This is a genomic window from Herbaspirillum sp. Her3 (genome assembly GCF_057961275.1).
Genome location: NZ_CM176328.1, coordinates 3,304,330 through 3,326,554, shown reverse-complemented (window position 1 = coordinate 3,326,554; position 22,225 = coordinate 3,304,330). Strand labels below are relative to the sequence as shown.

Sequence of the window (22,225 nt, the reverse complement as noted above, 5' to 3'; positions counted from 1 at the left end):
GCACGTCATCCTACCTAGCTATCTGGCTTATTTCAACAGCGAGAGGACTTGCTGCGGCGCCGAGTTGGCCTGCGACAGCATCGCCGTACCAGCTTGTTGCAGGATCTGCGCACGGGTCAGGTTCGCGGTTTCCTGCGCGTAGTCGGTATCCATGATACGGCTGCGCGACGCGGTGATGTTCTCGCTCGACACCTGCAAGTTGCTGATGACCGCGCTGAAGCGGTTCTGCACGGCACCGAACTCGGCACGCTTGGAGGAGATCAGGCTGATGGCCTTGTCCAGGTTCTGGATCGCCTTCTGTGCGTCGCTCTGTGCGGACGGAGCAGCAACTGCCTGATCCAGGGACAGCTTGGCGCTGTCGACGGCGGCCTGCAGGGTCACTGCCGAAGAAGCCAGTGCGCTGGAGGACAGCGAAGAGCCGGTAGCGAACAGGTTGTCCAGGGCAGCCTTGGCCGAGGTGTAGGTCGCTTGTGCGGTGCTCACGCCGGAGGTGTTGCCCAGGCCGATCAGGCCGCTGGCGCTGGTGCCGATGACGGTAGCGATGGTGGCGTTGTTCGACAGGTCATCCAGGGTGATGGTGATCTGGTCGTTCAGCTTGTTGTCTTGCACGTTGGCGCCGACCTGGAAGGACAGGGTCAGGGAAGCCGAGACGTTGGCCGAATCCGAGCCGGTACCAGCCGAAGCGCCTTGGCCCACGCCGGTGAACAGGTTCTGGCCGTTGAAGCTGGTGCCGTTCAGGACGCGGAACACTTCCTGCGACAGCTGGGTGTATTCGTCGTTGAGGGTCTTGCGGTCTTGTGCGCTGTTGGTGCCGTTGGCAGCCTGCACAGCCAGTTCACGCATACGTTGCAGGTTATCGCCGACGGTCGACAGAGCGCCTTCAGCGGTTTGCGCCATCGAGATACCGTCGTTGGCGTTACGTTGAGCAACTGCCAGACCCTTGATCTGGGAGTTCATGCGGTCGGCGATGGCCAGGCCGGCGGCGTCGTCCTTGGCGCTGTTGACGCGCAGGCCGGAAGACAAACGTTGGATCGAGGTATTGAGCGACGACTGCGAGGAATTCAGGTTCCGCTGCGTATTGAGCGACGGAATGTTGGTATTGATGACTGATGCCATGTTAATTCTCCTAAGATTTGAGACCGATGATCCGAGTTTCAGTGCCTAACGTTGGTCTTCTACCCATGAGCCCCAGGCGTTTCAACCTCTGTTGATTGCTTTATCGGGCAGTCTTGGAAAAAGTTTAGGGCTTGCGCGAAAAAAATCTTTTTCAAGGCTTTCCGAACTAAAACTGCGTGCTTTGAAACTCCAAGCATCTCCTTTTTCGACGGCAATTCGAAAAACTTTAGGAAAATCGCTGTTGCGGTAAAGAAAAAGCTGCCAAAAAGCAAAAACCGCCCGGACAGGGCGGTTTTGGGGTTCGGCAGTGCATTCCGTCAGCTCAGCCTTGGGCCTTTTTCTGTTGCATGACGGTCAATTCTTCGCCTACCTTCTTCAGTACCGAGTCCCAGTCATTGATGGCGGGTTGCCGGAACAGGCGCATGCTGGGATACCAAGGCGAGTCCTCGCGGTCGTTCAGCCAGCGCCAGTCGGGGACGTGGGGCAGCAGGACCCAGGTCGGATGGCTCATGGCGCCGGCCAGGTGGACCACGGAGGTGTCCACGCTGATGACCAGATCCAGATTGCTGATGGCCGCGGCCGTATCGGCAAAGTCCTGGCAGTCGTCGCCCAGGTTGAAGACGGGCAAGCCGGCAGGCAGAGTCTTCAATGCCTCCAGCGGCTTGCCTTTCTGCAGGGAATAGAATTCCATGTTGGGCAGGTCAAACAGCTGCTTGAAGGTGTCCAGCGGGATGGAGCGGTGGCGGTCATTGCCGTGCTCAGGATTGCCGCCCCAGACGATGCCCACCCGCAGGTTGCGTTCGGACCTTGACATTCCATTAATTTTTTCGCACCAGGTGGCCGCCAGAATGGTGTCAGCCGCCAGATAGCCTTCGGGGTAGCGAGGAATGTCGTCCACCGTATGCGTGTGCATGGCGTACGGCAGGCTCATGAGCACGTAAGCGCAGTCGCAGGGCGGCAGAGGGTCGCTTTCGCGCACCAGTGTGACTTGCGGGGTGAAGGATTGAAACAGGCGGTACAAAGGATTCTTCACATGCACCGCCACGCGCGCGCCTTGGTCCAAGACCAGGCGCACGTAGCGCAGGAACTGGATGCTGTCACCGAAGCCTTGTTCATGCATCAGCAGGATGGACTTGCCCGCCAGCGATGACTTGCCATCCCATTTGGGGATGAGTTCGAACAACTTGTGGATCAGGCGGTAGACGTGAGCGCGCTCCTTGGTCACCAGCCGGCTCTCATGGCATTCCCAGCCCTCTTCGAATTGCCCTTTTAGCAACAGTGTCAGCGCCAGGTTGTGCTTGGCGGTCGGGTAATTGGGGCGTATTGCCAGGGCCTTGCGGAAGTTTTTGATGGCTTCTTCGTCGTCGCCATGGTCGTGCAGGATCGCACCGATGTTGTTGTAGGTCAGCGCGTGCTTCGGGTCCAGTGCCAGCGCCTGGTTGAACATGCGCATGGCATCGTCGAAGCGGTCGCCGGTGCTGAAATAGCTGGAGCCCAGCTTCACATAGCTGTTCGGGTCCTTGGGGGCGATCTCGATGACGCGCAGCAGGTGCTCGTGGGCTTCCTCGATGCGGTTCAGTTTCAGGTAGGTATCGGCGATCTTGTTGTGCGCATAGGTATCCTGCGGATCAAGCAGGATGGCGGTTTTATGGGACTCCACCGCTTCCTTGTACATTTCCATGGCGTGCAGCGCTTCGCCCAGAGCGGTATGCGAAGGCGCGAAACTGATCTGCAATTCCAGCGACTTGAGAATGGTGGCGACCGCCTCGTTGAGGCGGTTTGCCTCAATCAGCGCGCGCCCCAGGTGGGAGAGCGGGCCGGGTGCATTCGGTTCGCGCTTGACGGCATCTTCGAAATACGCGACCGAGGCTTCTGGATCGGCCTTTTCATGCAGGGCGTTGGCCAGGCCGATGCGCGCTGCCCGATTCTCGGTGTCGATCGAGATCGCCCGCTCATAGAGGGCGATCGCTTCATCTATCCGGTCCTGGTTCAGGATGGTGCCGGCCAGGTTGCTCAGGTATTCGGCATTGCCGGGGTCGGCGTCGACAGCTTTGCGCAGGTAGATTTCCGCTTCAGCGAACTGGCCCTCCTGCATGGCCACCAGGCCTCGTGCATGGTTGGCAAAGACCAGCTTGGGTGCCCGCGCGAGTACGGCCGTGCAGAGGTTCTTGGCTTCCTCGGTCTTGCGGTTGTCCAGCAGATCCAGGGATTTGCGGACATCCAGCAGATCCTGCAGGTTGGACTTGGCGGCGGCCGGGGCCGGAATGTGTTTGCCGTGCTTGTTGCTGCTCTTGCGCGTCGACATCGAAAGGGGTCCTCTTGGTTGGGCGCATCGCTGGCGCCGGGCATAGCTATCCAGCAAGGATGATATGCGCAACGCGTCACGGGCGAAGAGGTGAATAGAAAGCAAAAAACCTCCGTTTTAGACGGAGGTTCATGCAGCAACACGCAGTCGCAGGCGCCCGGTGCGGGTGGGGCGCCGGCCTGTGCTCAGTTCCAGCTGCGCAACAGTCCGACCGCCAGGCCTTCCAGTGCAAACTGATCTTCTTCCGGCTTGACGATGATGGGTTCGAATTCCGGGTTTTCGGGGAAGAGGGTGATGACGCTGCCGGTCTTCTGGTAGCGCTTGACCGTGACCTCATCGGCCAGGCGCGCCACCACGATCTGGCCATTGCGCGCCTGGTCGGCGCGGCGCACCGCCAGCAGGTCGCCATCCAGGATGCCGGCGTCGCGCATGGACATGCCGCGCACCTTGAGCAGGTAATCGGGCTTGGCCGGGAACATGGCCGGGTCGACCTGGTAGGTCTTCTCCACGTGCTCCTGGGCCAGAATGGGCGAGCCCGCTGCCACCCGGCCGATCAGTGGCAGGCTCAGCTGCATCAGGGCGGGATGGGGCAGGGCCATCTGGCGCCCCGTGCTGATGCTCGCGCCAGCGCCGGACTCGCGCAGGCGGATGCCGCGTGACGTGCCGGGAGAAATCTCGATGGCGCCCTTGCGCGCCAGTGCCTGCAGATGCTCCTCGGCGGCGTTGGCGGAGCGAAAGCCCAGCTCGGCTGCGATTTCGGCGCGCGTGGGAGGGAAGCCGGTGTTCTCGATGGCGTTCTTGATCAGGTTCAGGATCTGTTCCTGGCGCGCGGTCAGTTTGAGCATGGGGGTGGCCTTTCTCGAAGGGAAGGCTGTCTGGATGAACAGTCTGTATTTTTATACAGGTGCAATCCTTGTGTCAACGGCAACATGCATATTCCAGCGTGGAAAAGGCAAGTTTTCTTCTCTATATATAAGAGGAGGTAGATGAAGTTTCTGCCGCTTTGCCAACAATGTGCCGCTCATGGGCGGCTGGCTGTGGTCTTCTGGCCGCGCCGTAGGCTCGCCGCGATTGCTGTCGGGGCGGAAACCTAGTATGATCTCGGGTTTTCCTCTTCCCACACCCGTCTTGACGCCGGGGTGGGCGTCTTCAATAAGTCCATAAGGAGTCTACATGCGTCATTATGAAATCGTATTTATCGTCCACCCGGACCAAAGCGAGCAAGTGCCGGCGATGATCGAGCGTTACAAGGGCATTGTCACCACCCGCGGCGGCAAGGTCCACCGTGTCGAAGATTGGGGCCGTCGCCAACTGGCTTACCAGATCCAGAAGCTGGCCAAGGCTCACTACGTCTGCCTGAACATCGAAGTCGACAGCGAAACGCTGGCTGAAATCGAAACCGGCTTCAAGTTCAACGACGCCGTCCTGCGCCACCTGACCGTCAAGATGAAGAAGGCCGAAACCGGTCCTTCCCCCATCCTGAAGGCAGTGCAGAAGGAAGACGCGGCCAAGAGCCGTACCGAAGCTCCGGCAGCTTAAGCGCTGCGAACATCGCGGAGAGTGAACCAGCTTCAAGTCATCGCCAGCCTGGCAGAACGTGACGTTTTACGTTACACGCCGGCCGGTATCCCGATTGTCACTGCCAGGTTGCAGCATCAGTCGGAACAGATGGAAGCTGGGCTGAAGCGCCAGGTCGAATTCGAGATCGCGGCGCTGGCAGCAGGGGAAATCTCCGGTGCCCTCAACAGGGCGGCACTGGGTGAAGTCTTCCGGTTCACCGGCTTTTTGGCCCGCAGGAATCGCAACAGCAAGAGCGTCGTGTTTCATATCGTTGATTTTGGCCCGGTCGCGCCGGATTGAGCGGCGCAAGGTAGCCAAACAGACCTTACCCAATTTTTAGATACAGGAGCCAACCATGGCATTCGGTAAAAAGTTCGATAAAAGCAAGCTGAAAAACAAGCGTCAACAGCAAAACCCGCTGTTCAAGCGCAAGAAATTCTGCCGTTTCACCGCCGCTGGCGTTGAACAGGTCGATTACAAGGACGTGGACACCCTGAAGGACTTCGTCCAGGAAAACGGCAAGATCATGCCGGCACGCCTGACCGGTACCAAGGCCCACTACCAGCGTCAAGTTGACACCGCCATCAAGCGCGCGCGTTACCTGGCCCTGCTGCCGTACACCGATCTGCACAACGCGTAATCAGCGTCGAGAAATAGGAGAAAAACATGCAAGTCATTCTGTTGGAAAAAATCGTGAATCTCGGCGGTCTGGGTGATGTCGTGCGCGTCAAGGACGGTTTCGCACGCAACTTCCTGATCCCGCAACGCAAGGCCCGCCGCGCTACCGATGCAGCCATCGCTGAATTCGAAGCCAAGCGCGCCGAGCTGGAAAAGGCTGCTGCCGAGAAGCTGGCCGCTGCCCAAGCCCAAGGCGAAAAGCTGGCTGGCGCCACCGTGGAAATCGCTCAGAAGGCTGGCGTTGACGGCCGTCTGTTCGGTTCCGTGACCAACTTCGACATCGCTGAAGCCCTGGGCAAGAAGGGCTTCGCCGTGGAAAAGGCGCAAGTGCGCCTGCCCAACGGCCCGCTGAAGATCGTTGGCGAACACCCGGTGTCGGTTGCTCTGCACACCGACGTGGTGGTCGACGTCACTATCGCAGTCAAGGGCGAGCAAGCGTAATACGCCTGTTTGCTGCAATTCGTTTTGCAATAGAAAAGCCGGGTTCGCCTGGCTTTTTTATTGCCCGTCGCTTATTTGTTTGTTTATTCGCTTTTGGTTTTTAGATTCACTTTCTCGCCAGATGAGGTGAGGAAGATGCCGTGCCTGTCGCACCTGTTCGCCTCTGTAGGGTGGTTGTGCAAAAACGTCCAGGCAGCCCAACGGCTTTACATCAGCAGGTTATAATGCGCGCCATGAAAGAATCGTCACGCGGCAATCCAGAATTTTTCCGCGGCCAGAGGGAGTCTTCCGATCCGCAGATCGATGCGCTCCGCGTGCCGCCCCACTCCATCGAGGCCGAGCAATCGGTGCTGGGCGGCCTGCTGCTGGATAACGCGGCCTGGGACCGTATCGCCGATTTCGTCAGTGCCGACGACTTCTACCGCTACGACCACCGCATCATCTTCGAGCACATCGTCAAGCTCATCAACAGCACCAAGCCGGCTGACGTCATCACCGTCTATGAAGCCATGTCCACCAGCGGCAAGGCCGAAGAGGTGGGCGGGCTGGTCTACCTGAACGCGCTGGCGCAGAATACCCCCTCGGCCGCCAACATCCGCCGCTACGCCGAGATCGTGCGCGACCGTGGCATCCTGCGCAAGCTGATCACGGTGGCCGACGAGATTTCCGGCAATGCCTTCAATCCACAAGGCAAGGATGTGAAGTCCATGCTGGACGAGGCCGAATCCAAGATCTTTGCCATCGCCGAAGAGGGCTCGCGCGGCTCGCAGGGCTTCATGGAAATCCAGCCGCTGCTGACCCAGGTGGTGGAGCGTATCGATGAGCTCTACAACCGCGACAATACCAGTGACATCACCGGCGTGCCGACTGGCTTCATCGACCTCGACAAGATGACCTCCGGGCTGCAGCCCGGTGACCTGATCATCGTGGCCGGCCGTCCCTCGATGGGTAAAACCGCTTTCTCGATCAACATCGGTGAGCACGTGGCCATCGAATCGGGCTTGCCAGTGGCCGTGTTCTCCATGGAAATGGGCGGCGCCCAACTGGCCATGCGTATGCTGGGTTCGGTCGGACGCCTGGACCAGCACCGCCTGCGTACGGGCCGCCTGCTGGACGAAGACTGGCCGCGCCTGACGCACGCCATTCAGAAGATGAACGACGCCCAGTTCTACATCGACGAGACCCCGGCGCTGTCACCCATCGAATTGCGTGCGCGGTCGCGGCGCCTGGCGCGCCAGTGCGGCAAGCTGGGCCTGATCATCATCGACTACCTGCAGCTGATGTCGGGTAACGGTGGCAGTTCTTCCGAAAACCGCGCTTCCGAAATCTCGGAAATCTCGCGTAGCTTGAAGGGCCTGGCCAAGGAACTCAATTGCCCGGTCATTGCGCTGTCGCAGTTGAACCGCTCGCTGGAACAGCGTCCCAACAAGCGTCCCGTGATGTCCGACTTGCGCGAATCGGGCGCCATCGAGCAGGATGCTGACGTTATTTTGTTCATTTACCGTGATGAAGTTTACAATCCGGACTCGCCCGACAAGGGGACGGCGGAAATCATCATCGGCAAGCAGCGTAATGGCCCCATCGGCAGCATTCGCCTGTCCTTCCTGGGGATGTATACCAAGTACGACAACTATATCGGCAATCTGGCGCAGCCTTACGGCGGCGATTGATGGCCATGGGCGGCGTGCCGGCTGGTGCGCCGCTGCACAAGGATCACGGGCGGCGCGGGCCGCCCGTGTCACGCAAGGCGGACGGCTCCCGAGGCCGTCCGTGCAGGACGGGCAGGGCGGGTTCCCGGCTTCCATGGAGGCTGGCCGCATGCCGGTTCGAAACGGCGCTCCAACCGGGCGCTAACCATTGATGAGAGAGAAAAATGTTTGGACGATTGATGCCGACTGAAGGCAAATTCTTTGACCTTTTCAATCAGCATGCAGAGCTGGCGGTCAAGTGCGCAAAAGAAATGGTGGCGCTGATGACCAATTTCGATGACCTTGAAATTCGCGTGCACGCCATTGAAGCCGTCGAGAAGGAAGCCGACAAGGTGACGCACAATGCCATCGAATTGCTGCACAAGACCTTCATCACCCCGCTGGACCGCGACGACATCCACCAGCTGATCACCCGCATGGATGACATCCTGGACCTGCTCGAAGACGCCGCCCAGACCATCTCGCTCTACGACATCAAGTCCATCACGCCTGAAGCCAAGCGCCTGGCCGAGCTGTGCCTGTCCTGTGCCGAGAAGGTGCAAGCCGCCGTGGGCCTGCTGTCGAACATGGACAATTCCCGCCAGATCCTGTCGATCTGCCAGGAAATCGACCGCCTCGAGTCCGATGCCGATCACGTCATGCGCGCGGCGATGTCCAAGCTGTTCCGCGATGAGCCGGACGTGCGGACCCTCATCAAGCTCAAAGCCATCTATGAAATCCTGGAAACCGTGACTGACCGCTGCGAAGACGTGGCCAACATCATCGAAGGCATCATCGTCGAAAACGCCTGATCGGTCGGCATCGCGGCGATTCCCTCGATTTCCGACGGGGACGCCGCAGGCTTCACACAACGGTTTCCCCATGCAAACAATCCAAATCAGCTTACATATCCTCGCGTTGTTGATCGCCCTGGCACTGCTGTTCGACTTCATGAACGGTTTCCATGACGCCGCCAACGCGATTGCCACCGTGGTCTCCACGGGTGTGCTGCGTCCGCAGACCGCCGTGGCCATGGCGGCCTTCTTCAACCTGGCCGCCGTCTTCGTGTTCCATCAGCTGCACGTGGCGGCTTCGGTCGGCAAGGGCACCATCGAGCCGGCCATCGTGGACCAGTACGTCATCTTCGGTGCGCTCATCGGCGCCATCTTCTGGAACCTGGTGACGTGGTACTACGGCATCCCGTCCTCGTCCTCGCATGCCTTGATCGGTGGCCTGGTAGGCTCGGCCGTGGCCAAGGCCGGTACCGGCGCGCTGATCTCGGCGGGCCTGTTGAAGACGATTCTCTTCATCGTGCTGTCTCCCTTGCTGGGCCTGGTGTTCGGCTCGCTGATGATGCTCGCGGTATCGTGGATCTTCTATCGGTCCACGCCACGCAAGATCGACGGCTGGTTCCGGCGGCTGCAGTTGCTGTCGGCGTCCATGTACAGCCTTGGCCACGGCGGCAACGACGCGCAGAAGACCATCGGCATCATCTGGATGTTGCTCATCGCCTCCGGCTATTCCTCACCGGAAGCGCCGCCGATGTGGGTCATCATCTGCTGCTACTGCGCCATCAGCCTGGGCACGCTCTTTGGTGGCTGGCGCATCGTCAAGACCATGGGCCAGAAGATCACCAAGTTGAAGCCCGTCGGCGGCTTCTGTGCCGAAACCGGTGGCGCTATCACCTTGTTCATCGCGACCGCCCTGGGTATCCCGGTCTCGACCACCCATACCATCACCGGTGCCATCGTCGGCGTGGGCGCGGCGCAGAAGATGTCGGCGGTGCGCTGGGGCGTGGCCAGCAACATCGTCTGGGCCTGGATCTTCACCATCCCGGCATCGGCCTTCGTGGCGGCCATTGGCTGGTGGATCGGCGTACACGTGCTGTAATCCATTCCCTCTGGCCGCCGCGCCAGCAGCGGCCACCCAAAAGCAAAAAGCCACGTTCTCACGTGGCTTTTTGCTTTGAGGCTGAAGAAAACTACATGAAAGTGCTTACAGCACGTCGCTGGCGTGATCGGCCAGGCGCGAGCGTTCACCACGCGCCAGTGTGACATGCCCGCTGTGCGCCCAGCCCTTGAAGCGGTCGACCACATAGGTCAGGCCGCTGGAGCCTTCGGTCAGGTAGGGCGTGTCGATCTGGGCGATGTTGCCCAGGCAGACGATCTTGGTGCCGGGACCGGCGCGCGTGACCAGGGTCTTCATCTGCTTGGGCGTCAGGTTCTGGGCCTCGTCGATGATCAAGAACTTGTTCACGAAAGTACGGCCGCGCATGAAGTTGAGCGACTTAATCTTGATGCGCGAGCGGATCAGGTCCTGGGTCGCCGCACGGCCCCATTCACCGGCATCGCCATCGGACTTGTTGAGCACTTCGAGGTTGTCGTCGAAGGCGCCCATCCAGGGGCCCATCTTCTCTTCTTCCGTCCCTGGCAGGAAACCGATGTCTTCACCGACCGGCACCGTCACGCGGGTGACGATGATTTCGTTGTAGAGCTTGGTCTCCAGCACCTGCGCCAGGCCCGAGGCCAGCGCCAGCAGGGTCTTGCCGGTACCGGCCTGGCCCAGCAGGGTCACGAAGTCGCATTCCGGGTTCATCAGCAGGTTCAGCGCGAAATTCTGCTCGCGGTTGCGCGCGGTGATGCCCCAGACGCTGTTCTTGGCATGGCCGAAGTCGCGCAAGGTCTGCAGCACGGCAGTCTTGCCGTTGATCTGCGTGACCTGGCCGTAGAAGGCCGGCTCGCCATTCTTGGGCTCGATGAAGACGAACTGGTTGACCAAGAGGGAGGGCACGTAGGGGCCGGTGACACGGTAGTAGGTATAGCTGCTGCCGTGGCGGCTTTCCTGCCAGGACTCCATGCCCTTGCCATGCTTGTTCCAGAAGTCATCGGGCAACTGCTGGATGCCCGAATACAGCAGGTCGGTATCTTCCAGTACATGGTCGTTGAAGTAATCTTCAGCGGGCAGGCCGATGGCACGCGCCTTCAGGCGCATGTTGATGTCCTTGGAGACCAGCACCACCGGACGTTCCGGATACTGCTGGTCCAGCGCGCGCACCACGCCCAGGATCTGGTTGTCGGCCTTGCCCTCGGGCAGGCCTTCGGGCAGGGCGGCGTTCTGCAGCTTGGTCTGGAAGTACAGGCGTCCCTTGGCATCCTTGTTGCCCAGCTTGGACAGGGGAATGCCCAGGTCGATCGAGTCCTCGGCCACGTCGGATACCAGCGCATCCAGGGAACGCGAGATCTGGCGCGCGTTGCGGGCCACTTCGGACATGCCCTTCTTGTGGTTGTCCAGCTCTTCCAGCGTGACCATGGGCAGGTAGATGTCATGCTCCTCGAAGCGGAACAGCGAGGTCGGATCATGCATCAGCACGTTGGTATCCAGCACGAACAGCTTGGACTTGCCCAGCTTGTCGGCCACCCGGCTGGTGGGCGACTTGGGCCGGACTTCGGCACTCTTGGGAGCGGCTTTGGGTTTCTCGGCCACGGCGGCGGTCTTGCCGGTGATGCGCGCGCGCGGCGCGGTGACCTTGGTGTCGGAGACGTCGGCAACGGCAACTGCAACTTCTTGTGGTGCAACTACGGGAGCGGAGGTTTCAACGAGAGTGATGTTCGGTTTGACGGGCTTGTTGCGATCGGCCTTGGGATAGTCCTCGGGAGACAGCATCGAAGCTGGTTTGCTCGGCATTTTGGGCAGGGGCATCAGGACCTCGGAAGTGGATGAAGAAAACACCGCTTTGTCAGAGCGAACAGGTAAAGCAATACATCAGACAGCAAAGGGAGGGATCTTGCTGTGGGGCCGGGCATGCCAATGAAATCCTTGCAACTGCCGTGCAACGTACCGGAGGGGCCCGGACGGGGTGCAGACAGGGGAAAAGCGAGGGCTTGATTGGCCTGGACGGCAGGGAAAACCACTGCGCAAGCAGCGGGGGTGGCAAAGTAAAAAGTAAAAAAGCCGTTTCGGCAGGCCTCGGGCCTTAACCTGAAACGGCTTCCAGCAAACGTTTTTCTCTTTGAATTCAATGGCTTGTATCGTTTGACCGCATCTTTGGAACGCGTCGCAAGCACTTGCCAGGTGTCTGCGCCGCGGCCTGAATCGATGCCTGCCGTCTGGACCCGCGCAGCAGCCTGGTGGGCCATTGCGCTGCAGCAATCGGACAGCCTGTCTCAGGTATCGAACTTCATTCAGGCCAGGGTTTTGATGAAGGCCAGCACCTCATCCACGTGTGCAGGAACCTTCACTCCACGCCATTCTTTCACCACTTTGCCTGCGGCGTCAATCACAAACGTGCTGCGCTCCACGCCGCGTACCTGCTTGCCGTACATGTTTTTCATCTTCATGACGTCGAACATGGTGCACAGGCTTTCATCGGGGTCGGAGATCAGCTCGAAAGGCATGCCCAGCTTGGCCTTGAAGTTTTCATGGGACTTCAGGCTGTCGCGGCTGATACCGAAGATCTCGGTATTGGTGGCCTGGAACTGCGGATGCAGGTCGCGGAACTGCATGCCCTCGGTGGTACAGCCGGGCGTGTTGTCCTTGGGATAGAAATACAGGACCAGGTTCTTGCCACGGTAGTCGGCGAGGTTGAAGGTCTTGCCACTGGTCATGGCGGCCGAGAAGTCCGGCACGGTCTTGTTCAGGAGGGATGGTCGGTCTGTCAAAGTGGCGCCCCGTAGGTGAAATCTTGTTGGTGGAAGGTTGGCTGGCCAGCCTACATGGCCTGCACGATCATCTCGCCCGAACGGCCCGGCAACTCGCCCCAGGCGATCGGCAGGATGGGCAGGACGTCATTCTTGATGCTCTCGTAGTAGTCACCCATGGATACCAGTTCATAGCCTTGGGCGCGCCAGCCTGTGAGCAATCGTTCGAAAATGGGGCCGAGTTTCTGTCCTTCAAGTTCCGCGTGCAGAGTGAAGACGTGATCACGTGGTTCTTTGGTCAACTGAAGCAAAAACTCAGCGGCATTGCCCGCATCGATCATCTTGCCACCGATCTCGCGGCCCAGGATTTCATCCAGCGTGGGCAGGGTGGTCGGCAATTGCACGCAGGACAGCGGTTTGCCGAAGGCCGAGAGGCGGTGCGGACCGGCATCGGCATCGGCCAGGCGGCCATCCTCGCGCAATTGCGCGCGGCCGTCCGAAGAATAGGCCATGCCGAACTGGTCCAGCTGGACGAAGGCATGATCGTTCATCTGCCAGCCGGCCGCACCGTGCGTGCGCGGTGCTTCGCCGAAGATTTCGCGGTAGCGGGCATGGGCCTGGTGCATGGTTTCTACCGTCCATTGGGCCTCGGCGGTGCGTACGTCGTCCTGCCAGACGCGATGGTCCCAGGTATGGATGCCGCATTCAAAGCCCGCTTCTTTGGCGGCGCGCATGAATCCGGCGCAGGTTTTGCCGATGTCGGGCGCGGGCAGCAGGGTGCCGTACATCAGGGTCTTCAAGCCGTAGTGTTCCACCACCGAGGTGCGCGAGACCTTGCTGAAGAAGCCGGGCCGGAAGATCTGCTTCAGGGCCCATCCGGTGTGGTCGGGGCCAAGCGAGAAGAGGAACGTGGCACCGGCATGGTGGCGGCGCAACTGCTGGATCAGGTTGGGGACGCCCACGCGGGTGCCGCGGTAAGTGTCGGCGTCGATCTTGAGAGTGAGTTTGGGCAATTCGCTGGACCGGGAAAGAGGGTAATCGGCGGTGGTCCGCCATGTTCTGGGCGCTGCGCCGGGCATTGTTCTGCGGCGGCGGACGACAAGTTGCGAGACTAGCATCCTGCGCGGGATAGAACAATATGCAGCGGCGCAGCATCGAGGGGCAATACAGTGTCAGCAAACGGATCTGTTCTGCATTCAAGCCGGCCGGCAAATGAACAAAAAAGCAAAACCGCGCCGAAGCGCGGTTTTGCGGTGGACTAACTGACTAGCAAGCTATCAGTCCATCAGCGCACGGGCCTGGGCCACCTGGCTGCGGTAGGCATCGAAGATGTTGCGCAGGGTGTCTGCCATGGTGGTCTTGGGCGCCCAGTTCAGTTCTTCGCAGGTATTGGTGATCTTGGGCACGCGGTTCTGCACGTCCTGGTAACCCTTGCCGTAGTAGGCGGCGGAGGTGGTCTCGACCAGTTGGACCTGCTTGGCGGTCTCGGCGTACTCCGGATACTCGGCGGCCAGCGTCAGCATCATGCCGGCCAGGTCCTTGATGGAGTAGTTGTTGGTCGGGTTGCCGATGTTGTAGATCTTGCCGGAAGCCACGCCGCCTTCGTTGGCGATGATCTTCATCAGGGCGTCGATGCCGTCATCGATGTAGGTGAAGGCGCGCTTCTGCTGGCCGCCGTCGACCAGGGAGATGTTCTCGCCACGGACGATGTGGCCGAAGAACTGGGTCACCACCCGCGAGGAGCCTTCCTTGGGGGTGTGGATCGAGTCCAGGCCGGCACCGATCCAGTTGAACGGACGGAACAGGGTGAAGTTCAGGCCAGATTCCATGCCGTAGCCCCAGATCACGCGGTCCATCAGCTGCTTGGCGCAGGAGTAGATCCAGCGCGGCTTGTTGATGGGGCCGCAGATCAGTTCGGATTCTTCCGGATCGAATTCCTCGTCATGGCACATGCCGTAGACTTCCGAGGTCGAGGGAAAGACCAGGTGCTTCTTGTACTTGGCTGCCGAACGCACGATCGGCAGGTTGGCTTCGAAGTCCAGCTCGAACACGCGCAGCGGGGCGTTCACGTAGGTCGACGGGGTGGCAATGGCCACCAGCGGCAGGATCACGTCACACTTCTTGACGTGGTACTCCACCCATTCCTGGTTGATGGTGATGTCGCCCTCGAAGAAGTGCATGCGCGACTTGTAGGCCTCGTTTTCCAGAATGTCGGTGATACGGTCGGTCATCATGTCCATGCCATAGACGTGCCAGTCCGTGGTTTCCAGGATGCGCTTGGACAGGTGGTGACCGATGAAGCCGTTGACGCCGAGAATGAGGACTTTTTTCATAGTGTAGAGAGCTAGTGAATGGCCGGACTTCAGGAGGCCATGTATTTCAGGTAATTGTTGAGAGAAGCATCCTGATCGTTGATCTGGATGTCCAGGATTTGCAGGAAGTTGCCATCGCCACAACGGGCGTACAACTTGCCGCCTTCGAAGAACTTGTCTTGCGTACCATGGGCCCGCTGCAGCGCAGGATGGGCCGCTGGCGGAACCAGCCGGGTTCTCGTGACCGTAATTTTATCACCCGCGATTTCCTCGAAGGCGCCCGGATAGGGCGGAGCGACCGCGCGCACCAGATTATGGACTTCGCCGGCGGTGCGGCGCCAGTCGATGCGGCCATCTTCGGGCTTGCGGCCGCTGAAGTAGCTGCCCTGCGACAAGTCGTTGGGCAACTGGGGCGTATTGCCTGCCAGCATGGCCGGCAACACGTTCCAGAGCGTCATTTCGGCGGCCACGACGACCTTGCCGAATACTTCATGCGCGGTATCGTCAGGCAGAATCGGCACGGCCGTCTGAGCGACGATGGCGCCGGCGTCCGGCTTGACCGTCATTTCATGCAGGGTGGCACCGGTTTCGGTTTCGCCATGCAGCACCGCCCAGTTGATCGGCACGCGACCACGGTACTTGGGCAGCAGCGAGCCGTGCATGTTGTAGGCGCCGCGCCTGGCGCAGGCCAGGATCTCCGCCGGCAGCATATGGCGGTAATAAAAACTGAAGATAAAGTCCGGCTGTGCGGCCTGCAGTTGCGCCAGCAACTGCGGAGAACGCGCATCCGCCGGGGTGATGCAGGTGATGCCATGCTCGCGGCACAGGCCCGCCACCGAACCGAACCAGATGTTCTCGGTAGCGCTGTCTTCGTGGGTCACCACCAGCGAAACCTGCACGCCACGGGCGAGCAAGACCTTCAGGCAGCGGACACCCACATCATGGTAGGCAAAGACGACGGCGTTCATAAGGCTTGCTTGTCTTCTGAAGAGGATTGCTCAAGGATGGCCTGCACCACATAGCGCGGGCGAGCCCGAACCTGCATGTAGATGCGGCCGATGTATTCGCCCAGAAGGCCGATGGAGAACAGGATCACGCCCATCAGGAAGAAGGTGATCGCAAAGAGCGTAAACACGCCGCCGACTTCGGCGCCGATCAGCAGGCGGCGCAGCACGATCAGGATGAACAGCGCGGCCGACGCGAACGACAGGCCAATCCCCAGCAGCGAGAAGAATTGCAGTGGCACCAGCGAGAAGCCGGTCACCAGGTCGAAATTGAGGCGGATCAGGCTGTAGAAGGAATACTTCGATTCCCCGGCCGAACGCTCTTCATGCTCCACCACGATCTCGGTGGGATTGCGCGAGAAGGTGTAGGCCAGGGCTGGCACGAAGGTATTGACTTCGCGGCAGCGGTTGACCAGATCGATGACGTTGCGGCCATAGGCGCGCAGCATGTTGCCCTGGTCGGTCATCTTGATGCGGGTGATCTTTTCGCGCAGGCGGTTCATGGCCTTGGAGGCATAGGTGCGCCAGGCCGAATCCTGGCGCTTGCGGCGGATCGAGCCAACGTAGTCGTAGCCCTCGCGCATCTTGGCCACCAGGTTGCCGATTTCTTCGGGCGGATTTTGCAGGTCGGCGTCCAGGGTCACCACGACTTCGCCGCGGGTGGCTTCGAAGCCGGCCATGATGGCCATGTGCTGGCCGTAGTTGCCATTGAAGAGCACCACGCGCGTCACATCGGGACGAATGCGGTATTGCTCGGCCAGGATGCCGGCAGAGCGGTCACGGCTGCCATCGTTGACGAAGATGACTTCGTAGCTGTAGCCCAGGGCGTCCAGCGCCGGGTAGAGGCGCTCGAACAGTTTGGAGAGCCCGGATTCCTCGTTGTATACCGGGATGACGACGGACAGTTCTGGTTTCATCAAATATCGAAAATTGCTGGAATTACGCGGTGCCGAGGCGGGCGGACCCACCTCGGCGGCCATAAATCAAAGGCCCGATGCGCCGCGATCAGCTTCATCGCGGCGTTCAGGCCAGGGAGTGCATTGCTGCGGAATTGCGAAAATGCAAATAAATCGAATTATGCCGAATTTCTTCACATAATCCGCAAAAATCAGCCGAGCACCGATTTTACCGTTTCAACCGAACGTTCAACGTCTTCTTTACTCATTGCATTGAACATGGGGAGCGACACAATGCGCTGGCCGACGCGTTCGGCCACCGGGAACATGCCTTCCTTGAAGCCGCGTTCACGATAGAGCTTGAGCAAATGAATGGCCGGGTAGTGGTAGCCGATGCCGATCTGCTTTTCCATCATCTTTTCCATGAAGGCGGCGCGGGTGATGCGCTCCGGCAGGACCAACTGGAACATGTGCCAGTTGGAGTTCTCGAAGTCGGCCACGGGCAGCTGGGCGCCGTAGTTGGCTTCGAAGTCGCTGCCGAAGCAGGCGAAATAGTGGCGCGCCAGTTCCTTGCGGTGGGCGGTGACGGCATCCACGTGGGCGAACTGGCCCAGGCCGATGGCGGCGGCCACGTCGGTCATGTTGAACTTGCCACCCAGCACGTCCACTTCCAGGCCGTCGAAGCCGCTGCGGGTGACGCCTTGCAGGCGGTATTTCTCGGCCAGGCGGGCTTCTTCGGCGTTGTTGAGGACCAGGAAACCGCCCTCGGAACTGGTGATGTTCTTGTTGGCCTGCAGGCTGAAGGAGACGAAATCGCCGAAGGCGCCGATGCGCTTGCCGTTCCAGGTCGAACCCAGCGCCTGGGCGGCGTCTTCCACCACGCGCAACTGGTGCTTGGCGGCGATGGCGTAGAGACGGTCCATGTCCACCGGCAGGCCCGACAGGTAGACCGGGATGACGGCCTTGGTGCGCGGGGTGATGGCAGCTTCCAGTTGGTCCAGGTCGATGTTGCGGGTGACCGGATCGATGTCGGCAAAGACCGGCGTGGCACCGGTTTCCAGGATCACGTTGGCAGTGGCTACCCAAGAGATCGGGGTGGTGATGACTTCATCGCCCGGGCCGATGCCGGCGATGCGCAGGGCGATTTCCATCGTGCAGGTGCCGGAATTGAAGGTGCGCACGATGCGCCCGCCCAGGTAGTCCGACAAGGCCTTTTCGAACGCCTGTACCTTGGGGCCGCTGGTGATCCAGCCCGAACGCAGCACCTCGCCGACGGCGGTGATGGTGGCTTCATCGATGGTGGGTTTGGCAAATGGCAGGAAAGGCAGGCTCATGTTGGAATCCGGTCAGACGAGGTTCAGGGGGAAGGCAGCGCCGGGCAAGCGCGGCCGTTGCCGGCGCGCCGGGCGCACGGCAACTCGCTATTGTAAATCAGCTTCGGGTCAGCAAGACCACGCCGACGATGATCACGCCGATGGCCAGCAGGCGTTGCAGGGAGATCGCCTCGCCCAGGAAGTACCAGGCGCCGATGGCGTTGATGATGTAGCCCAGCGAGAGCAGCGGATAGGCGATGGTCACGTCGACCCGCGACAGGCCGATGATCCACACGCCCACCGAGATCACGTAGCAGGACAGGCCGCCGATGATGGGCAGCTGGGTGGCCAGTTTCAGGCCGGTGGCAAACCAGTTGTCGGCCGTCAGGTGGATCGCCCCGACGGCATTGGTGCCGGCCTTGAGCAGCAGTTGTGCAACGGCGTTCAGGCAGATGCCGACGAAGATGAAGCCAAAGGTCGTCAGGTTCATTTGGCTTCCTTCTTTTCGCCTGCCACGGCTGTCGCTGGCGCGGGATCATTGGCCACGATCACGCGGCGCGGGTCCTGGCCGATCAGGCGCATGGGCAGTTTGCGTTCCACCAGCTGCTTGTAGATGGTCGGATCGATGATGGCGATGTCCTTCTTTCCAGCCCCGTGGTCGGCCACCCACTGCGCGACGAAGGCATCGATGGTCGGCAGCCACAGCTGCGGCTCTTGCTTGAGGCCGAATTCCATCTCGTCGGCGTGCTCCACCAGGGTCATGGTGCGGCGCAGGTAGAAGGGCAGGGCCTGTTCGTAGCGGCCGACCAGGTAGATCGGGGTTTCCGGCTTCAATTCGGCCTGCAGGGCCGGTACGTAGTCCACGCCGGCCGAATAGCGGCCTTGCGGGTCATGGCCCAGCATCAGCAACTGACCAGCGAGGAAGGCGGTGGCTGCCAGCGAGGTTACGGCCCAGTCCTTGTGCTGGCGCGCCAGGCGGATGGCGGCGATGCCACCGACGAAGAAGATCAGGGCACCCGCATACAGATAGGGCACGTGGGCCTGGATCAGCGGCAGCGAATAGGCATCCTTGGCCAGCGAGGGCACGCGCGGGATGAAGGCCAGCGCCACCGCCGAGGGCAGCGCCACCAGCGAACCGGCCCAGGCCAGCGCCTTGTAGTCGGCTTCTTCCAGGTAGCAGGCGATCAGCAGCGCCAGCGCCGGGAAGATCGGCAGGATATAGGAGGGCAGCTTGGAGTCCGAGATGCTGAAGAACACGAAGATGAACACCGCCCACACCAGCAGCAGCCGCTTGGGCTGGAAGCGGCCACCGTTCAAGCTGTTGTAGCCAGCGGTGTCGCGCTGTTCGCGGGTACCTTTCCAGAGGCTCTGGAAGAACACGCCCAGCCAGGGAATGATGCCCAGCACCAGGATGGGGATGAAGTAATACCACGGGCCGGTGCGGCTATGAATCTTGGTGGTGAAGCGCTGGAAATGCTCGTGGATGAAGAAGAACTGCGGGAATTCGGGATTGTGCAGCGACACCGCCACGAACCAGGGCGTACAGATCGCAAAGAACAGCAGCAGGCCCTTGACCAGGTGCAGCCGCTTCCAGATCGCCCAGTCGCGCGCGAAGATGCAATAGAGCACCAGCACCGCGCCCGGCAGGACGATGCCGATGAGCCCCTTGGACAGCACCGCCAGCGCCATGCCGGCCCAGCACAGCAGCATCCAGTTGCGCTGGCCCTCGCGCGAGACGCCGTTGCGCTGCGCCATCAGCAGCGCGCACAGGGCGATGGTCATCATGCCCGACAAGCCCATGTCCAGCGTATTGATGTGGCCCATGCCCGCCCAGAAGAAGCTGGAGGCCAGCACCAGCGCGGCATAGAATCCGACGCGGCCGTTGAAGACGCGGGTGCCGGTGTAGGCCGCCAGGCCGATGCCCAACAGGCCGCACAGGCCCGTCCACAGGCGTGCCTGCCATTCACCCAGGCCAAACAGCTCGAAGGTGATGGCATTCATCCAGGTTTGCAGGGGCGGCTTCTCGAAGTACTTGATGCCGTTCAGGCGGGTGGTGATCCAGTCCTGCGTGGCCACCATCTCGCGCGCCATTTCGGCGTAGCGGCCTTCATCGGTGGGCACCAGCACGCGGGCGCCCAGCATCCAGAACCAGACCAGCAGGAAAAGAATGATCAGCGTCCAGATGAACGCTTTGGATTTGTACAGTTCGCGCATTGACAGCGGTTCCTTGTTGCGTGTTCTTGGGTTTCTTGTCGCGGCAGGTGCCGGCGTCAGGCCTGGGGCGGGATGATCAGCGCCAGTGCCACCTTGCGCCCTTCGGCCATGAGAATGTTGTAGGTACGGCAGGCGGCCTGGTTGTCCATGCATTCCACGCCGATGCGGCGCGCGGTCAGCACCGTGGTCAGCTTGGGATGGACGAAGCGCTGGCGCTCGCCCGTGCCCAGGATCACCACGTCGGGCGCGGTGGCATCGATCTGGGCGAAATGCTCGGCGGTGAGTGCCTCGAAGCTGGTCACCGGCCAGGCCACTGGCTCGCTTTCGGGCAGGACCAGCAGACTGTCGGTGAAACGGATGGCATTGAGCTCGACACCGTCCTCATCATAGGCAGTGACGGTCTGGTATTGCTTGGTTTCGGTCGAATGGAGCTTCATCGCAGATGGGCAGGATGGGTTGCAGGCGGCCCCGCGGGGCAAACGGCCGGGTCATGATGTCATCTAGACATGCATTGCAGCAACGCGGTCGTAAAGTGCGCCATTGTAGCCGTTTCCGACCCCGGCGCACGCCTATTTGATTGATAAAATGCTTAGCTTTGGGCAAAATGGCCGGTTCCCGGCAAGCCAGTGGGGCGCCGCCGCCAGCCTCTTTGAAGTGCTTTACATTGCACTGCAAGAGGCGCGGCGATGCAGGGAAATGACGGCTGGCGTGGTAATGGAGAGAACCGCAGACCAAAGGTTCCGGTCCGGCGCATGCAGGCCGATGAAGCACGGTGGGCATTCGCCGAGATGGAGATTGCGCCCGCCGCGAAACGATTAGAGGAAGAGCTGTGCGACCGATTCAGAAATCCAAGAAGCTGGCAGATGTGTGTTACGACATTCGTGGTCCCGTGCTGGAAAAAGCGCGTCAGATGGAGGAAGAGGGCCACAAGATCATCAAGCTCAACATCGGCAACCTGGCCGCCTTCGGCTTCGATGCCCCCGACGAGATCGTGCAGGACATGATCCGCAACATGGGCAATGCTTCCGGCTATACCGATTCCAAGGGCCTGTTCGCACCGCGCAAGTCGGTCATGCACTACACCCAGCAAAAGAAGATCGAGGGTGTCACCATCGATGACATCTACCTGGGCAATGGCGCCTCCGAACTCATCGTCATGAGCGTGAACGCCTTGCTCAACACCGGCGACGAAGTGCTGGTCCCGTCGCCCGACTATCCGCTGTGGACGGCGGCCGTGAGCCTGTCCGGCGGCACCCCGGTGCACTACATCTGCGACGAGCAGCAAGGCTGGCAGCCCGATATCGCCGACATCAAGAAGAAGATCACGCCCAATACCAAGGCCATCGTCGTCATCAACCCCAACAACCCGACCGGGGCGCTGTATTCGGTGGACGTGCTCAAGGAAATCATCGAACTGGCGCGCCAGCACCAGCTGATCATCCTGGCTGACGAGATCTACGACAAGGTGCTCTATGACGGCAATACCCACACTTCGCTGGCTTCGCTGGCCGATGATGTGCTGTTCATCACCTTCAATGGCCTGTCCAAGAACTATCGTTCCTGCGGCTACCGTGCCGGCTGGATGGTGGTCTCCGGCGAGAAGAAGCATGCCCGCGACTACATCGAGGGCCTGAACATGCTGGCCTCGATGCGCCTGTGCGCCAATGCGCCCGGCCAGTTCGCCATCCAGACCGCGCTGGGCGGCTACCAGAGCATCAACGACCTGGTGGGCCCGAATGGCCGCCTGACCAAGCAGCGCGATCTGGCGCACAAGCTGCTGACCGATATCCCCGGCGTGACGTGCGTGAAGCCCAAGTCGGCGCTGTACATGTTCCCGCGCCTGGATCCCGAGATTTATCCGATCAAGGATGACCAGGAATTCGCCTACGAGCTGCTGGCCGAGGAAAAGGTGCTGATCGTGCAGGGTACTGGCTTCAATTGCCCCACGCCGGACCACTTCCGCGTGGTGTTCCTGCCCAATACCGACGACCTGACCGAATCCATGGGCCGCATCGCCCACTTCCTGGAAGGCTATCGTCGCCGCCACGGCACCGCCTGATC

21 protein-coding genes are annotated in these 22,225 nt (G+C 60.7%); 8 read left to right on the top strand and 13 right to left on the bottom strand.

The window, feature by feature from the left end; translation table 11 throughout:
- Nucleotides 1-27: 27 nt before the first annotated feature.
- The 3 genes from ACVC5H_RS15095 to lexA form a co-directional block, all read right to left on the bottom strand.
- The gene (locus tag ACVC5H_RS15095) at nucleotides 28-1,116 is read right to left on the bottom strand and encodes a flagellin N-terminal helical domain-containing protein (protein WP_489618652.1); all 1,089 of its coding nucleotides are present in this window, start codon (nucleotides 1,114-1,116) and stop codon (nucleotides 28-30) included.
- A gap of 322 nt (nucleotides 1,117-1,438) precedes the next feature.
- Nucleotides 1,439-3,421: a tetratricopeptide repeat protein gene (locus ACVC5H_RS15090; protein WP_489618651.1), complete on the bottom strand. Its 1,983-nt coding sequence runs from the start codon at nucleotides 3,419-3,421 to the stop codon at nucleotides 1,439-1,441.
- Nucleotides 3,422-3,606: 185 nt separating this feature from the next.
- Nucleotides 3,607-4,266, bottom strand: coding sequence for a transcriptional repressor LexA (gene lexA, locus ACVC5H_RS15085; RefSeq protein ID WP_489618650.1), 660 nt, complete (start codon nucleotides 4,264-4,266; stop codon nucleotides 3,607-3,609).
- A gap of 328 nt (nucleotides 4,267-4,594) precedes the next feature.
- Here lexA and rpsF point away from each other — a divergent pair, with 328 nt between their 5' ends.
- The 7 genes from rpsF to ACVC5H_RS15050 all read left to right on the top strand — a co-directional run bounded on the left by rpsF (nucleotide 4,595) and on the right by ACVC5H_RS15050 (nucleotide 9,678).
- Nucleotides 4,595-4,960, top strand: a complete 366-nt coding sequence (gene rpsF, locus ACVC5H_RS15080; RefSeq protein WP_006462645.1) for a 30S ribosomal protein S6 — start codon at nucleotides 4,595-4,597, stop codon at nucleotides 4,958-4,960.
- Between the two features lie 21 nt (nucleotides 4,961-4,981).
- Complete coding sequence (priB, locus tag ACVC5H_RS15075; RefSeq protein WP_489618649.1) at nucleotides 4,982-5,281, top strand: primosomal replication protein N; 300 nt, start codon at nucleotides 4,982-4,984, stop codon at nucleotides 5,279-5,281.
- 55 nt (nucleotides 5,282-5,336) lie between these two features.
- Entirely contained in the window at nucleotides 5,337-5,621 is a 285-nt protein-coding gene (rpsR, locus tag ACVC5H_RS15070; protein WP_006462643.1) for a 30S ribosomal protein S18, read from the top strand.
- A gap of 26 nt (nucleotides 5,622-5,647) precedes the next feature.
- Entirely contained in the window at nucleotides 5,648-6,100 is a 453-nt protein-coding gene (gene rplI, locus ACVC5H_RS15065) for a 50S ribosomal protein L9 (protein ID WP_489618648.1), read from the top strand.
- Nucleotides 6,101-6,324: 224 nt separating this feature from the next.
- Entirely contained in the window at nucleotides 6,325-7,770 is a 1,446-nt protein-coding gene (locus tag ACVC5H_RS15060) for a replicative DNA helicase (protein ID WP_489618647.1), read from the top strand.
- 203 nt (nucleotides 7,771-7,973) lie between these two features.
- Nucleotides 7,974-8,600, top strand: a complete 627-nt coding sequence (locus ACVC5H_RS15055; RefSeq protein WP_017450965.1) for a DUF47 domain-containing protein — start codon at nucleotides 7,974-7,976, stop codon at nucleotides 8,598-8,600.
- A gap of 70 nt (nucleotides 8,601-8,670) precedes the next feature.
- Entirely contained in the window at nucleotides 8,671-9,678 is a 1,008-nt protein-coding gene (locus ACVC5H_RS15050) for an inorganic phosphate transporter (RefSeq protein ID WP_489618646.1), read from the top strand.
- 105 nt (nucleotides 9,679-9,783) lie between these two features.
- Here ACVC5H_RS15050 and ACVC5H_RS15045 read toward each other — a convergent pair whose 3' ends face one another.
- The 10 genes from ACVC5H_RS15045 to ACVC5H_RS15000 all read right to left on the bottom strand — a co-directional run bounded on the left by ACVC5H_RS15045 (nucleotide 9,784) and on the right by ACVC5H_RS15000 (nucleotide 20,601).
- Entirely contained in the window at nucleotides 9,784-11,451 is a 1,668-nt protein-coding gene (locus tag ACVC5H_RS15045) for a PhoH family protein (protein WP_489618645.1), read from the bottom strand.
- 518 nt (nucleotides 11,452-11,969) lie between these two features.
- The gene (locus ACVC5H_RS15040) at nucleotides 11,970-12,392 is read right to left on the bottom strand and encodes a peroxiredoxin (RefSeq protein ID WP_489622706.1); all 423 of its coding nucleotides are present in this window, start codon (nucleotides 12,390-12,392) and stop codon (nucleotides 11,970-11,972) included.
- Between the two features lie 104 nt (nucleotides 12,393-12,496).
- Nucleotides 12,497-13,438: a polysaccharide deacetylase family protein gene (locus ACVC5H_RS15035; RefSeq protein WP_489618644.1), complete on the bottom strand. Its 942-nt coding sequence runs from the start codon at nucleotides 13,436-13,438 to the stop codon at nucleotides 12,497-12,499.
- A gap of 264 nt (nucleotides 13,439-13,702) precedes the next feature.
- Nucleotides 13,703-14,758, bottom strand: a complete 1,056-nt coding sequence (locus ACVC5H_RS15030) for a bifunctional UDP-4-keto-pentose/UDP-xylose synthase (protein ID WP_489618643.1) — start codon at nucleotides 14,756-14,758, stop codon at nucleotides 13,703-13,705.
- Nucleotides 14,759-14,787: 29 nt separating this feature from the next.
- Nucleotides 14,788-15,705: a formyltransferase gene (locus ACVC5H_RS15025; protein ID WP_489618642.1), complete on the bottom strand. Its 918-nt coding sequence runs from the start codon at nucleotides 15,703-15,705 to the stop codon at nucleotides 14,788-14,790.
- Nucleotides 15,702-16,658: a glycosyltransferase gene (locus ACVC5H_RS15020; RefSeq protein ID WP_489618641.1), complete on the bottom strand. Its 957-nt coding sequence runs from the start codon at nucleotides 16,656-16,658 to the stop codon at nucleotides 15,702-15,704. The genes ACVC5H_RS15025 and ACVC5H_RS15020 overlap by 4 nt, the downstream gene beginning before the upstream one ends.
- A gap of 191 nt (nucleotides 16,659-16,849) precedes the next feature.
- Nucleotides 16,850-17,971, bottom strand: coding sequence for a DegT/DnrJ/EryC1/StrS family aminotransferase (locus ACVC5H_RS15015; RefSeq protein WP_489618640.1), 1,122 nt, complete (start codon nucleotides 17,969-17,971; stop codon nucleotides 16,850-16,852).
- A 97-nt stretch (nucleotides 17,972-18,068) separates the two neighbouring features.
- Nucleotides 18,069-18,440: a DMT family transporter gene (locus ACVC5H_RS15010; protein WP_489618639.1), complete on the bottom strand. Its 372-nt coding sequence runs from the start codon at nucleotides 18,438-18,440 to the stop codon at nucleotides 18,069-18,071.
- Complete coding sequence (locus tag ACVC5H_RS15005) at nucleotides 18,437-20,164, bottom strand: glycosyltransferase family 39 protein (RefSeq protein WP_489618638.1); 1,728 nt, start codon at nucleotides 20,162-20,164, stop codon at nucleotides 18,437-18,439. The genes ACVC5H_RS15010 and ACVC5H_RS15005 overlap by 4 nt, the downstream gene beginning before the upstream one ends.
- 56 nt (nucleotides 20,165-20,220) lie before the next feature.
- Entirely contained in the window at nucleotides 20,221-20,601 is a 381-nt protein-coding gene (locus ACVC5H_RS15000) for an Mth938-like domain-containing protein (RefSeq protein WP_489618637.1), read from the bottom strand.
- Between the two features lie 392 nt (nucleotides 20,602-20,993).
- Here ACVC5H_RS15000 and ACVC5H_RS14995 point away from each other — a divergent pair, with 392 nt between their 5' ends.
- Complete coding sequence (locus ACVC5H_RS14995; RefSeq protein ID WP_489618636.1) at nucleotides 20,994-22,223, top strand: pyridoxal phosphate-dependent aminotransferase; 1,230 nt, start codon at nucleotides 20,994-20,996, stop codon at nucleotides 22,221-22,223.
- The last annotated feature ends 2 nt before the right edge of the window (nucleotides 22,224-22,225 follow it).

What these genes read in the sequence shown, in the direction of transcription:
- ACVC5H_RS15095 (WP_489618652.1), bottom strand. Translation starts at nt 1,116, where the DNA reads ATGGCATCAGTCATCAATACCAACATTCCGTCGCTCAATACGCAGCGG.
- ACVC5H_RS15090 (WP_489618651.1), bottom strand. Translation starts at nt 3,421, where the DNA reads ATGTCGACGCGCAAGAGCAGCAACAAGCACGGCAAACACATTCCGGCC.
- lexA (WP_489618650.1), bottom strand. Translation starts at nt 4,266, where the DNA reads ATGCTCAAACTGACCGCGCGCCAGGAACAGATCCTGAACCTGATCAAG.
- rpsF (WP_006462645.1), top strand. Translation starts at nt 4,595, where the DNA reads ATGCGTCATTATGAAATCGTATTTATCGTCCACCCGGACCAAAGCGAG.
- rpsR (WP_006462643.1), top strand. Translation starts at nt 5,337, where the DNA reads ATGGCATTCGGTAAAAAGTTCGATAAAAGCAAGCTGAAAAACAAGCGT.
- rplI (WP_489618648.1), top strand. Translation starts at nt 5,648, where the DNA reads ATGCAAGTCATTCTGTTGGAAAAAATCGTGAATCTCGGCGGTCTGGGT.
- ACVC5H_RS15060 (WP_489618647.1), top strand. Translation starts at nt 6,325, where the DNA reads ATGCGCGCCATGAAAGAATCGTCACGCGGCAATCCAGAATTTTTCCGC.
- ACVC5H_RS15055 (WP_017450965.1), top strand. Translation starts at nt 7,974, where the DNA reads ATGTTTGGACGATTGATGCCGACTGAAGGCAAATTCTTTGACCTTTTC.
- ACVC5H_RS15050 (WP_489618646.1), top strand. Translation starts at nt 8,671, where the DNA reads ATGCAAACAATCCAAATCAGCTTACATATCCTCGCGTTGTTGATCGCC.
- ACVC5H_RS15045 (WP_489618645.1), bottom strand. Translation starts at nt 11,451, where the DNA reads ATGCTGTCTCCCGAGGACTATCCCAAGGCCGATCGCAACAAGCCCGTC.
- ACVC5H_RS15040 (WP_489622706.1), bottom strand. Translation starts at nt 12,392, where the DNA reads ATGACCAGTGGCAAGACCTTCAACCTCGCCGACTACCGTGGCAAGAAC.
- ACVC5H_RS15030 (WP_489618643.1), bottom strand. Translation starts at nt 14,758, where the DNA reads ATGAAAAAAGTCCTCATTCTCGGCGTCAACGGCTTCATCGGTCACCAC.
- ACVC5H_RS15025 (WP_489618642.1), bottom strand. Translation starts at nt 15,705, where the DNA reads ATGAACGCCGTCGTCTTTGCCTACCATGATGTGGGTGTCCGCTGCCTG.
- ACVC5H_RS15020 (WP_489618641.1), bottom strand. Translation starts at nt 16,658, where the DNA reads ATGAAACCAGAACTGTCCGTCGTCATCCCGGTATACAACGAGGAATCC.
- ACVC5H_RS15015 (WP_489618640.1), bottom strand. Translation starts at nt 17,971, where the DNA reads ATGAGCCTGCCTTTCCTGCCATTTGCCAAACCCACCATCGATGAAGCC.
- ACVC5H_RS15010 (WP_489618639.1), bottom strand. Translation starts at nt 18,440, where the DNA reads ATGAACCTGACGACCTTTGGCTTCATCTTCGTCGGCATCTGCCTGAAC.
- ACVC5H_RS15005 (WP_489618638.1), bottom strand. Translation starts at nt 20,164, where the DNA reads ATGCGCGAACTGTACAAATCCAAAGCGTTCATCTGGACGCTGATCATT.
- ACVC5H_RS15000 (WP_489618637.1), bottom strand. Translation starts at nt 20,601, where the DNA reads ATGAAGCTCCATTCGACCGAAACCAAGCAATACCAGACCGTCACTGCC.